Annotated in this window: 11 protein-coding genes and 1 tRNA gene; 8 read left to right on the forward strand and 4 right to left on the reverse strand. The window is 71.7% G+C overall.

All coding sequences use genetic code 11. The features are described 5' to 3' along the window. The first annotated feature begins 8 nt into the window (after positions 1–8). From ACFY01_RS03125 to ACFY01_RS03150, 6 genes are all read left to right on the forward strand, one after another. Positions 9–794 (forward strand): GntR family transcriptional regulator, encoded by a 786-nt coding sequence (locus tag ACFY01_RS03125; RefSeq protein ID WP_390733875.1) that lies wholly within the window; start codon positions 9–11, stop codon positions 792–794. A gap of 209 nt (positions 795–1,003) precedes the next feature. Then, positions 1,004–2,323 (forward strand): ABC transporter substrate-binding protein, encoded by a 1,320-nt coding sequence (locus ACFY01_RS03130; protein ID WP_390733876.1) that lies wholly within the window; start codon positions 1,004–1,006, stop codon positions 2,321–2,323. Next, on the forward strand, positions 2,320–3,300 hold the full coding sequence (locus tag ACFY01_RS03135) for a carbohydrate ABC transporter permease (protein ID WP_390733877.1): 981 nt from the start codon (positions 2,320–2,322) through the stop codon (positions 3,298–3,300). Before ACFY01_RS03130 ends, ACFY01_RS03135 begins: the two co-directional genes overlap by 4 nt. Next, positions 3,297–4,184 (forward strand): carbohydrate ABC transporter permease, encoded by an 888-nt coding sequence (locus ACFY01_RS03140; protein ID WP_390733878.1) that lies wholly within the window; start codon positions 3,297–3,299, stop codon positions 4,182–4,184. The genes ACFY01_RS03135 and ACFY01_RS03140 overlap by 4 nt, the downstream gene beginning before the upstream one ends. A 26-nt stretch (positions 4,185–4,210) precedes the next feature. Next, positions 4,211–5,524 carry a glycoside hydrolase family 36 protein gene (locus ACFY01_RS03145; RefSeq protein ID WP_390733879.1) on the forward strand — a complete coding sequence of 438 codons (1,314 nt, stop codon included), beginning with the start codon at positions 4,211–4,213 and terminating at the stop codon, positions 5,522–5,524. Further along, on the forward strand, positions 5,521–7,539 hold the full coding sequence (locus ACFY01_RS03150) for a beta-galactosidase (protein WP_390733880.1): 2,019 nt from the start codon (positions 5,521–5,523) through the stop codon (positions 7,537–7,539). Before ACFY01_RS03145 ends, ACFY01_RS03150 begins: the two co-directional genes overlap by 4 nt. 6 nt (positions 7,540–7,545) lie before the next feature. On the opposite strand, the gene ACFY01_RS03155 is transcribed toward ACFY01_RS03150, so the two are convergent. The 3 genes from ACFY01_RS03155 to ACFY01_RS03165 form a co-directional block, all read right to left on the reverse strand. Beyond that, positions 7,546–8,385, reverse strand: coding sequence for a DUF427 domain-containing protein (locus ACFY01_RS03155; RefSeq protein WP_390733881.1), 840 nt, complete (start codon positions 8,383–8,385; stop codon positions 7,546–7,548). Positions 8,386–8,441: 56 nt separating this feature from the next. Beyond that, complete coding sequence (locus tag ACFY01_RS03160) at positions 8,442–9,428, reverse strand: aldo/keto reductase (RefSeq protein ID WP_390733882.1); 987 nt, start codon at positions 9,426–9,428, stop codon at positions 8,442–8,444. Positions 9,429–9,614: 186 nt separating this feature from the next. Further along, positions 9,615–9,688, reverse strand: a tRNA-Pro gene (locus ACFY01_RS03165). A 116-nt stretch (positions 9,689–9,804) separates the two neighbouring features. Between ACFY01_RS03165 and ACFY01_RS03170 the strand changes: the two genes are divergently transcribed. Together ACFY01_RS03170 and cobF are read left to right on the forward strand one after the other, a co-directional pair. Next, entirely contained in the window at positions 9,805–10,299 is a 495-nt protein-coding gene (locus ACFY01_RS03170) for a DUF309 domain-containing protein (RefSeq protein ID WP_390733883.1), read from the forward strand. Between the two features lie 70 nt (positions 10,300–10,369). Beyond that, a complete protein-coding gene (cobF, locus tag ACFY01_RS03175) occupies positions 10,370–11,143 on the forward strand; it encodes a precorrin-6A synthase (deacetylating) (protein ID WP_390733884.1) in 774 nt (257 codons plus the stop codon). Positions 11,144–11,319: 176 nt separating this feature from the next. Here cobF and ACFY01_RS03180 read toward each other — a convergent pair whose 3' ends face one another. After that, positions 11,320–12,099, reverse strand: a complete 780-nt coding sequence (locus ACFY01_RS03180) for a cobalt-precorrin-6A reductase (RefSeq protein WP_390733885.1) — start codon at positions 12,097–12,099, stop codon at positions 11,320–11,322. Positions 12,100–12,143 lie beyond the last annotated feature (44 nt).

The following is a 12,143-nucleotide window of genomic DNA, read 5'->3' on the forward strand; positions in this document are numbered from 1 at the left end:
GTGTCCCGATGCCGAGGACCGGTGCCCGCACCCGCCCCGTGGCTGTTTCCGCGCTCGACTCCCTCGACTTCACCCTGGACCGGACCAGTCCGGTCCCGCTGTACTACCAGCTCGCCCAGCAGCTGGAGGCGGCGATCGAACACGGGGCTCTGGTTCCCGGCGATCTGCTGGGCAACGAGATCGACCTGTCGGTACGCCTGGGCCTGTCCCGGCCGACGGTGCGGCAGGCCATCCAGTCCCTGGTCGACAAGGGGCTGCTGGTGCGCCGCCGGGGCGTCGGCACGCAGGTCGTGCACAGCCAGGTCAAACGGCCCCTGGAACTCAGCAGCCTCTACGACGACCTGGAGTCGGCCGGGCAGGGTCCGACGACGCGGGTGCTGCGCCACGAGCGCGTCCCGGCGGCCGCCGGCGTGGCCGCCGCGCTCGGCATGGCGGAGGGCGGTGAGGTCACCGTCCTGGAGCGGCTGCGCTTCACCCACGGCCGGCCCGTGGCGTTCCTCTGCAACTACCTGCCCGCCGCCCTGCTCGAACTCGACGAGGCCCGGCTGGAGTCGACCGGTCTGTACCGGCTGATGCGCTCCGCCGGGATCACCCTGCACAGCGCCCGGCAGACCGTCGGCGCCCGCTCGGCCACCGCCGGGGAGGCCGCCCGCCTCGACGAGGAGGAGGGCGCCGCCCTGCTCACGATGCAGCGCACGGCCTACGACGACGCGGGCCGCCCGGTCGAGTACGGAACCCACATCTACCGGGCATCCCGGTACACCTTCGACTTCCAGCTGCTGGTCAGACCGTGACTGTCACTTTGTGAACGAATTCGCTGGTGGCTGTGTCGATTACGTTTCGGGCAAGAGACGCACGAGACGGACGGAAGGTATTGACGCATGAGCGGACATGCGGCTGTTATTACGCCCACGATGTTCGGTCGAGTTGGTTTCTGATCGGTTTCGAGAACCTTTCGGAGGCCGGCTCCCCCCTTGTCCGAACCCTGCCTTCAGGAGCCGCCATGCGCCTCTCGCCTTCCGGCCTCGCCGTCCCGGGTCCCAGCCGCCGTTCCCTGCTCCGCGGAGCGGGCGGAGCCGCCCTCCTCGCCGGCGCCGGCATACCCCTGCTGTCCGCCTGTGGCAGCAGCGGTTCGTCCTCGTCCTCCGACCCGAAGACCGTCTCGCTCGGCTCCAACTCCTCCGACGCGGTGCCCAAGAAGGCGTTCGCCGAGATCTACGCCGCCTTCACCAAGAAGTCCGGCATCAAGGTCGATGTGAACACGAAGGACCACAACACCTTCCAGGAGCAGATCAACTCCTACCTCCAGGGCACGCCGGACGACGTGTTCACCTGGTTCGCCGGCTACCGCATGCAGTTCTTCGCGGCCAAGAAGCTCGCCTCGCCGATCGACGACGTGTGGGCCAAGATCGGGGACAACTTCCCTGACGCGATGAAGCAGCTCAGCAAGGGCGAGGACGGCAAGTACTACTTCGTGCCGCTGTACACCTACCCGTGGGCGCTGTTCTACCGCAAGAGCGTCTTCGAGCAGCACGGCTACGAGGTTCCCACCACCTGGGACCAGCTGGTCGCGCTCTGCAAGAAGATGAAGAAGGACGGCCTGGTCCCGATCGCGTTCGGCGACAAGGACGCCTGGCCGGCGATGGGCACCTTCGACCAGATCAACTTCCGCCTCAACGGCTACGAGTTCCACAAGTCCCTGATGGCGGGCAAGGAGTCGTGGACCGACGCCAAGGTCAAGGCCGTCTTCGACCACTGGGCCGAGCTGCTGCCCTACCACCAGGACGGCTTCATGGGCCGCACCTGGCAGGACGCCGCCCAGACCCTGGTGTCGAAGAAGGCCGGCATGTACCTCCTGGGCTCCTTCGTCGGACAGCAGTTCACCAACAAGGCCGACCTCGAGGACCTCGACTTCTTCGCCTTCCCGGAGATCAACTCCGCGTACGGCCAGGACACCGTCGAGGCGCCCACCGACGGCTTCATGGTCAGCAAGAGCCCGAAGAACCACGCGGGCGTCGTGAAGCTGATGGAGTTCCTGGGCACCCCGGAGGCCGAGCAGGTCTACCTCAAGGCCGACAACAGCGTGGTGGCCGCCTCCAGCAAGGCCGACACCTCCTCGTACACCGCGCTGCAGAAGAAGGCGTACAAGATGATCAGTGAGGCCAAGAGCCTCACCCAGTTCATGGACCGCGACTCCCGGCCGGACTTCACCTCCACGGTGATGCAGCCCGGACTGCAGAAGTTCCTCCAGAACCCCAAGGGCGTCGACAGCCTGCTGTCCTCCATCGACCGCCAGAAGAAGCAGATCTTCGCCTCCGCATGACCACCGACATCACTCCGAAGAGCCCGGAGGCGGCCCCCGCGCCGCCTCCGGGCCCCGCGCCTGAGAAGAAGCGGGTCCCGCAGGGCCACAAGCGCCTGCTGACCCGCCGTGACCGCATCACGCTCGGCTTCATGGCCGGCGTGCCCACCGTCCTGCACGTGGCCCTCGTCTGGTTCACGGCCCTCGCCTCGATCGCCCTCGCCTTCACCAGCTGGGACGGCATCGGATTCGACTCCATCAAGTGGGTGGGGCTGGACAACTTCAAGCAACTGTTCAGCGACAACCCGCAGTTCTGGCCGGCGGTCCAGCACAACATCATCTGGTTCGTCGTGCTCATCCTGATCCCGACGCCGATGGGCCTGTTCCTGGCCGTCCAGCTGGACAAGAAGATCCGCTTCAGCCGCGTCTACCAGACCGCGTTCTTCCTGCCGGTCGTGGTGTCGCTGGCCGTCACCGGGTTCGTCTGGCAGCTCGTCTACAACCCCGACACGGGTCTGATCAACAGCCTCATCGGCGCCAACAAGCCCGGTCACTACATCGACTGGATCGGCGACCCGCACCTGAACCTGTGGGCCGTCCTGGTCGCCGCCTCCTGGCGGCACACCGGCTACATGATGATCCTCTACCTGGCCGGTCTCAAGGGTGTCGACCCGTCGCTGCGCGAGGCCTCCTCGCTGGACGGCGCGAACGAGTGGCAGACGTTCAAGAACGTCATCTTCCCGACCCTGCGCCCGACCAACACGGTCGTCCTGGTCGTCACCATCATCGAGGCGCTGCGCGCCTTCGACCTGGTGTTCGTCTTCAACAAGGGCGCCCAGGGCACCGAGCTGCTGTCGATCCTGATCACCAACAACATCATCGGCGAGTCCAGCCGGATCGGTTACGGGTCGGCGATAGCCGTCGTCCTGCTGGTCATCTCCCTCGCGGTCATCATCCCGTACCTGATCGCGACCTTCCGGAAGGAGCGGCGCGCATGAGCACCGTGAGCGCGCTGGCCAAGCAGCGCACGCCCGTCCGCCCCGCCCGGGTCCTGCTGCACGTGTTCCTCGTCGTCACCTCGCTGGCCTGGCTCGCCCCGCTGTTGTGGGCGGTCTTCGCGGCGCTGCGGCCGTACTCGGAGACCAGCACCAAGGGCTACGTCTCCTGGCCGGACAAGCTGAGCTTCGAAAACTTCACGAACGCGTTCCAGCAGTCCGACATGATGCACTACTTCGGCAACACGCTGATCATCGCGGTCCCGGCCGTGCTGCTGACGCTGCTGCTGTCGTCGATGGTCGCGTTCTACGTCAGCCGCTTCGACTTCCGGCTCAACATCTTCCTGCTGCTGGTGTTCACGGCCGGCAACCTGCTGCCGCAGCAGGTCATCATCACCCCGCTGTACCGCATGTACCTGCTCATCGACCTGCCCGGCATCACGATGAGCGGCAAGCTGTACGACTCCGCGCTCGGCCTGGTGCTGATCCACGTGGCGTTCCAGTCCGGCTTCTGCGCGTTCGTGCTGAGCAACTACATGCGCATGCTGCCGCACGAGCTCACCGAGGCCGCGCTGGTCGACGGCGCGTCGGTGTGGCGGATGTACTGGCAGATCGTGCTGCCGCTGTGCAAGCCCGCGATGGCGGCCCTGGCGACGCTGTTGTCCATCTGGATCTACAACGACTTCTTCTGGGCCATCGTGCTGATCTCGACCGGCGAGAACATGCCGATCACCTCGGCGCTGAACAACCTCTCCGGGCAGTACTTCACCGACCTCAACCTGGTCGCCGCCGGTGCCCTGCTCACCGCGATCCCCACGCTGATCGTGTACTTCGCGCTGCAACGGCAGTTCGTGAGCGGTCTGACGCTGGGTGCGAACAAGGGCTGAACGCCCCACTTGTGAAAGAGATCCCCGTGCACCACCCCTTCACCCCCGTCGCCTCGGTCCTCGTGGACCCGCGCCGCGCGCGCGTCCACGAGGAGGGCTGGCAGTCCTGGAGCCCCAGCGGCGCCTACGCCCTCGACCAGGCGCCGTACCGCCCGACGAACGACAACTGGGCGACCGTCTGCTACCGGCCGGGCGTCGCAGTGCCCGCCGGTGTCTTCCAGGGCGAGGGCCTGCTCGCCCTGGACCCCGGCGACGGTTCCCCCACGCGGCTGTGGGCGGCGGCCGACCCGACCCGGCAAGTGCCGTCCGTCCGCCTCACCGTCACCGGCGAGCACGCCGAGGTGGCGGCCGACGGCCCGGTGAAGGAGTGGACCGGCACGGACATCCCGTCGGTGCTGGGTGACTGGGCCGGCGCCCTCGCGCTGCCCGCCCCGCGCCCGGCACCGACCGTGTGGTGCTCCTGGTACGAGTACTTCACCCAGGTCACCGAGGACGACATCCACGAGAACCTGCGCGCGATGGACACCCTCGACCTGCCGGTCGACGTCGTCCAGATCGACGACGGCTACCAGCGCGCGCTGGGCGACTGGCTCACCCTCTCCGGGCGCTTCCGCTCCCGGGAGGGCATCGCGGACGCCATCCGGGCGCGCGGACGCCGGGCGGGCATCTGGACGGCGCCGTTCCTGGTGGACCCGGCGAGCGACCTGGCCGCCGAACACCCCGACTGGCTGGTCCGCGACGCCCAGGGCGGCCCGGCGCACGCCGGCCGCAACTGGGGCCACGACCTGTGCGTCCTGGACACCACCCACCCCGAGGCCGCCGCCTGCCTGGCCGACGTCTTGCGGACCCTGCGCGCCGAGGGGTACGACTACTTCAAGGCCGACTTCCTGTACGCGGGCGCGCTGGAGGGCGTGCGGCACACCGATGTCGACGCGCTGACCGCCTACCGGGAAGGCATCGGCCTGATCCGTGAGGCCATCGGCGCCGACGCCTACCTGCTGGGCTGCGGTGCCCCGATGCTGCCCTCCCTCGGCCTGTTCGACGCGATGCGGGTCAGCCCCGACACGGCCCCGCACCGCAACCCCGAGGCCGGCGACTTCAGCCAGCCCGGGCAGGACCCGGCCGAGTTCACCGGCGCCGCCCGCCAGTGGCAGCACGGCCGGCTCTGGATCAACGACCCCGACTGCCTGATGGCCCGCCCGGCCGTCCAGACCCGCGAGCGCTGGGCCGCCCACGTCGAGGCCACCGGCGGTCTGATGGCCTCCAGCGACCGCCTGCTCTCCCTCGACCAGTGGGGCGTGGAGACCACGCGCCGCCTCCTGACCGGAGCCGCCCGATGAAGCGCACCCTGTCCGTCCCCGGCATCGCCTACGGCGGCGACTACAACCCCGAACAGTGGCCCGAGGAGGTGTGGGCCGAGGACGTGCGCCTGATGCGCGAGGCCGGGGTGACCATGGTCAGCGTCGGCATCTTCTCCTGGGCGCTGATGGAGCCCGCCGAGGGCGTGTACGACTTCTCCCGCATGGACAGAATCCTCGGCCTGCTGCACGAGAACGGCATCGCCGCCGACCTCGCCACCCCGACCGCGGCCCCGCCCGCCTGGTTCTTCCGCGCCCACCCCGAGGCCCTGCCGGTGGACCGGGACGGCCGCACGCTGTCGTACGGCAGCCGCCAGACGTTCTGCCCGTCCAGCCCCGCCTACCGCCGGGCGGCCCTGCGCATCGCGGACCAGCTGGCGCGGCGGTACGCCGACCACCCGGCGGTCGCGATGTGGCACGTGCACAACGAGTACGGCTGCCACAACGCGGCCTGCTACTGCGACACCAGCGCCCAGGCGTTCCGCGGCTGGCTGCGGGCCCGCTACGGGGACCTGGACGCCCTCAACGACGCCTGGGGCACCACCTTCTGGAGCCAGTGGTACTACGACTGGGACGAGATCCTCCCGCCCCGCGCCACCGGCGCCGTACCCAACCCCACGCACCAGCTGGACTGGCGCCGCTTCTGCTCCGACGAGCTGCTGTCCCTGTACACGGCGGAACGGGACGTGCTGAGCGCCGCGGCCCCGGACACGCCCGCCACCACCAACTTCATGGTGAACTTCAGCTTCGAGGCGCTGGACTACTGGCGCTGGGCCCCGGAGCTGGACGTCGTCTCCAACGACCACTACCTGCGGTCCACGGACCCCGAGTCGCACATCGACATCGCGCTCAGCGGCGACCTCATGCGCTCGCTGGCGGGCGGCCCCTGGCTGCTGATGGAGCACTCCACGGGCGCCGTGAACTGGCAGCCGGTCAACCGGGCCAAGGGTCCGGGCGAGCTGCGCCGCAACGCTCTCGCCCACGTGGCGCACGGCGCGGACGGCATCGCCTACTTCCAGTGGCGGGCGGCGAAGGCGGGCGCCGAACAGTGGCACTCGGCGATGCTGCCGCACGCCGGCACCGACAGTCAGATCTGGCGGGACGTGGTCCGGCTCGGCGCCGACCTGAGGGCGCTGGCCGAGGTGCGCGGCAGCACGGGCACGGCCGAGGTCGCGATCGTCTGGGACTGGAACGCCCAGTGGGCCCTCGAACTGCCCTCCCAGCCGAGCGGCGAGCTGCGCCACCTGGACCTGGTGCGCGCCTGGTACGAGCCGTTGTGGCGGGCCGGGGTCGCCGTGGACTTCGTCCGCCCGGACGCGGACCTCGCCGGGTACCGCCTGGTCCTGGCGCCCAGCCTCTACCTGGTCGACGACGCGGGCGCCGCGAACCTCACCTCGTACGCCGAGCGCGGCGGCACCCTCGCGGTGGGCTTCCACAGCGGCATGGTGGACGCCAACTGCCATGTGCGGCTGGGGGGTTACCCGGGCGCCTTCCGTGCGGCGCTGGGCGTGCGCTCCGACGAGCCGTTCCCGCTGCTGCCCGGCGAGCGGGTCGGCCTGGGCGGGGACGTGCCGGGAGAGGCCACGGGCACGCTGTGGTCGGAGCGGCTGCGCCTGGCGGGCGCCGAGGCGGTCGCCTCGTACACGGACGGACCCCTCGCGGGCGTACCGGCCGTCACCCGGCACACGCACGGCACGGGCACGACCTGGTACGTGGCCACGCTCCCGGACCCGGACACCCTCGGCGCGCTCCTCGACCGGGTGCGGGCCGAGGCGGGCGTGGAGCCGGTCCGCGCGGTGCCGGCGGGCGTCGAGGTGGTCCGGCGGCGCGGCACGGACGCGGACTACGTCTTCCTGATCGACCACTCCGGGCGGGGCGCCGAGATCGCGGTCCCGGCGGGCGCCGTCGAACTCCTCACCGGCAAGGAGACGACCGGCTCGGTCACGCTGGCCCCCGGCGACGTGGCGGTCGTACGGGAGCCGCGCGCGGACGCCTAGACCCGGCTAGACCGTGCTCGCCTGGCGTCCGCCGGCCTCGGGCCCGCTGAGCAGGGCCCAGGTGAACAGGGTGACGGGGCGTTTGCGGTGCTCGCCGTCCACCGTGATGTCGACGGCCTCGTTGTAGAAGGCGAGGAGCCCCCTGACCGCGCCCACCGCGGGCAGGGGGTCCGGGTAGCTCCACAGGACGTTCGACGGCACGTCCGCGTCGCCCCGCCAGGACCAGTACTCGGCGACGCCCTTGTACGGGCACCTGCTGCTGTGGTCGGTGGCCTCGAACAGGTCGAGGCGGACGTCCTCGCGGGGGATGTAGAACCGCGTGGGCAGGCCCGTCTCGAACAGCAGCACGGGCCGCCGGGTGTCCGCCGCCACGGTGCCGTCGATCTCGACGACCACATGGCGGCTGCTGGGCAGGGCGTCGACGCGTTTGTGCGGGTCGCGGGGGTGGACGAAGATCTCTTCCTCCTCCTCGTACCAGTGGTCGAGGCCCGGGTCCCGGCGCTGGAACCAGGCGAAGGTGATGTGCCCTGCGAGATCGCGGCCGGGGTAGGTCCAGGCCGCGTTCCGCAGCAGCTCGCCGCCGGTGTCGAGGTCGTAGAAGACCCGCGACCCGGCGTGCGCGCCGGTCGGGGGATGCGCCGCCGGGCGGAGGAGATCCTCACGGACCTCCGCCCGCGGGAAGGCGTACTGGGGTACGGGCAGTCCGGGCTCCCACACCAGCAGGGGATGCCGGCTGTCCACGACGGTGACCTCGCCCTTCACCCCGCGCACCCAGCGGTCACTGGGCTCCCAGAGGAAGCCCTCCGGGGTGCTGCGCAGGGAATGGGCGGTGGGAAGTATGGTCATGCCCCGCTCCTCGGTCTCATGAAGGAGCGTACGTCCACGACGGACGGGCGGCGCGCTCAGTGCGCGGCGTCGAGGCGGGCCCGCTGCTCCTCGGTGAGCTCCAGGTCGACGGCGGCGAGGTTCTCCTCCAGCTGGGCCACCGACGACGTCCCGGTCAGCGGGACGACCGGCAGCGGCCCTCCGGTCTGCCAGGCCAGCACCACCTGGTTGGGGGTGGCCCCGGTCTCCCGGGCCACGTCCGCCAGGACGGCGAGCCGGGCGGGGGTGCCCGGGTGGTCGTGGTCCGGCCGCAGCGGCTTGTCCGGGCGGGTGTAGGCGCCCTTCAGGAGCGGCGAGTAGGCGACCAGGGTCAGGTCCGGCTCGGCGCGCAGATAGTCGAGGAGCTGCGCGTCGGCGCCGCCGAGGCTGCCGTCCGGGAAGAGGTCGCCGGGCACGTCGGTGCGGGGCCTGAGGTAGCTGTGCTCGTACTGGAGCACCTCGTAGCCGGGCAGGCCCGCCGCGGCCGCCAGGGCGCGGGCCCGTTCCACCCGCCAGACGGCGTGGTTGCTCACGCCGAGCAGCCCGACCGTGCCCTCCGCGACGAGGGCCGCGAAGCCCTCGACGGTCTCGCGCAGCGGGACGGCGCGGTCCTCAATGTGGGCGTACAGCAGGTCGAGCCGCTCCACCCCGAGGCGTTCCCGGCTGCGCTCGGCCGCCTCCCGGATCACCTTCGCCGACAGCCCCTCGGCGTTGCCGACGTAGCTCGTGCCGGGGGCGAGCGGCCGGGCCCCGAGCTTGGTGGCGATCACGATCTCGTCGCCGATCCCCCGGCTGCGCCGCCACCGGCCGAGCAGTTCCTCGCTCTGGCCGCCCTGGCCGCCGTCCTCCCAGAAGGCGTAGTTGTCCGACGTGTCGATGAAGTTCCCGCCGGCCTCGACGTACCGGTCGAGGACGGCGAAGGAGGTCTTCTCGTCGGTCCGCGACCCGAACAGCATGGCGCCGAGGGCGAGCACGCTCACCTCGCGACGGGTCGCCGGGTCGGTCCCCATGGTGCGGTACTTCACGCTGCTGCTCCCTCCGCCCGCGCGCCCGGTGGTGGGCCCGCGAAGGGCAGTCTTCGGCTTGGAGCGCACGCGAGGTCAAGGGCTCGCGCCGGTTCCTCCGTCAGCCGGCGACGCCGGTGGTCCGCCGGACACGCGAAAGGCCGTATCGGTGTGTCCGATACGGCCTCTGACTCGCTGTTGCACAAGTCGGGACGACAGGATTTGAACCTGCGACCCCTTGACCCCCAGTCAAGTGCGCTACCAAGCTGCGCCACGTCCCGGTGCGCTCGCACACGGTGGGCCGTGTGATCGCGCGGACAGCACTTTACCGCACGCCGGGGGGCGGCCGAAGGGGGCGCCCGGGACGGGGGACGCGGGCCGGGGCAGAATCGGGCGTATGGGCAGCGTACGGGACCGGGACAGTGAGGGGCGGGCGCGGAACGCGCGGCCGCGGGACGGGCTGGGGCGGCCCCTGCCGTACGGGGCACCGGGAGTGGCACGGCAGCCGGAGGGGGTCGTGCGGACCCCGGAGCAGACCGTCGGTGAGGCGCAGGCGCTGCTGGCGGAGGGGAAGCCCTTCCACGCGCACGAGGTCTTCGAGGACGCCTGGAAGTCGGGCCCGGACTCCGAGCGGGCGCTGTGGCGGGGGCTGGCGCAGCTCGCCGTGGGGCTGACGCACGCCGCGCGGGGAAACGTCACCGGCGGGGCGCGGCTGCTGCGGCGCGGGGCGGGCGCCGTCGAGGAGTGGGCGGACGGCCGCGGGGAGCGACGGCCGTACGGGATCGACCTCGCCGGGGTCGCCGCCTGGGCTCGGGAACTGGCCGAGGCGGTGGAGCGGGGCGGTGAGCCGGTCGACGCGAAGACCCGGGCGCCGCGCCTCCGAGGGGCGTAGCGGGGCGGGTCCGGGTGCGGTGGCCGGTGGCGGTGCGGGCACTGTCAGTGGCATGCGGCAGACTCGGGGCGTGCGAAAGATTCATGTCATCGGTATCGGCGCGGGCGACCCCGACCAGCTGACCCTTCAGGCGGTCAAGGCCCTGCGCGGCACGGACGTGTTCTTCCTTCTGGAGAAGGGTGAGGTGAAGTCGGACCTCACCCGGCTCCGCCGGGACATGCTCGACGCGCACCTGCCGGCGGGGACGTACCGGCTGGTCGAGGCCCGGGACCCGGAGCGGGACCGGAGCGCGGGCGGCGCCGCCTACTCCCCCGCCGTCGGGGACTGGCGCAGCGCCCGCGCCGGCATCTACGAGCGGCTGATCACCGAGGAGCTGGGCGAGGACGAACGCGGCGCCTTCCTGGTGTGGGGGGATCCGGCGCTGTACGACAGCACCCTCGGGATTCTCCAGGAGGTGCTGGAGCGGGGCGCCGTGGCCTTCGAGTACGACGTCGTGCCCGGCATCAGCAGCGTCTCCGCGCTCGCCGCCCGGCACCGTACGGGGCTGAACCGGGTCGCCCGGCCGGTGCAGATCACCACCGGGCGGCGGCTGTCCGAGGGCTTCCCCGAGCACGTGGACGACGTGGTCGTCATGCTGGACGCCCAGCAGACCTTCCGGCAGTACGCGGACGACGACATCGACATCTACTGGGGCGCCTACATAGGCACCCCGGACGAGATCCTCGTCTCCGGGCCGATCGCCGAGGCCGCCCCCCGCATCGAGCGGCTGCGCGCCGAGGCCCGGGAGCGCAAGGGCTGGATCATGGACACGTACCTGCTGCGCCGGCGCCCGGACGACGCCTGAGGCCGATGACGCGCCAGGCGGTACGGGCGGTCACGGCGGCGCCGACAGTGTCCCCGGCCGCGTGGGCGAGACCGTCGTTCGGCCCCGCCACCGGCCGCCGGGTCAGGCGGGCGGCGGCGTCGTCGAGCCGGTCTCGCAGGCCGTGGGGCCCGGCTGCCCCCGGTGGCGGGCATCGGTCACGGCGGGTTGTGGCCCGGGCGCCACAGCCTTTCCAGCCGGTCCAGTACGGCCGTCTCGTCAGGCAGCGCCGTCACTCCCTCCGGTAGCGGGGGGCGTCGTACGACGACCACGGGGAGGCCGAGTTCACGGGCGGCCGTCAGCTTGGCGGCGGTCGCCCCTCCCCCGCTGTCCTTGGTCACCAGCACGTCGATGCGGTGGCCGCGCAGCAGTTCGAGTTCGCCGGCGACGGTGAAGGGGCCGCGCGCCAGGAGGACTTCGAGGCCGGGCGGCATCGGCGGCTCGGGCGGCTCCACCGACCGTACGACGAAGTGCAGGTCGCTCAGGTGCGCGAAGGCCGACAGGCCCAGGCGGCCGGTGGTGAGGAGGACCCGGCGGCCCAGTGCGGGCAGCGCGTCGGCCGCCGCGCCGAGCGAGGGGACCGGGTGCCAGCGGTCACCGGGCGCGGCCCGCCAGCCCGGGCGCCGCAGGACCAGCAGGGGCAGCCCGGTCGCCGTCGCGGCCCGCGCCGCGTTGGCGGTGATCCCGGCGGCGAAGGGATGGGTGGCGTCCACGACCGCGTCCACCCGCTGCGCCCGCAGCCACTCCGTCAGCCCCTCCGCCCCGCCGAACCCGCCGGTCCGGACCTCCCCCTCCAGCGCCCCGGGGCGGGCCACCCGCCCGGCCAGGGAGGTCGTGACCCGGACGCCGCCACGGGCGGTCAGTCCGGCGGCCAGTCGCCGGGCCTCCGTGGTGCCGCCGAGGACGAGGACGTGCGGGGTGGTGAGGTGCGGGGACATGGCGTCAGCGTACGGGCCGGTCCGCGGGCCGGATCGCTATCGTC

The organism is Streptomyces sp. NPDC001480 (assembly GCF_042894725.1).
In the GTDB taxonomy this organism is placed as follows: Bacteria; Actinomycetota; Actinomycetes; order Streptomycetales; family Streptomycetaceae; genus Streptomyces.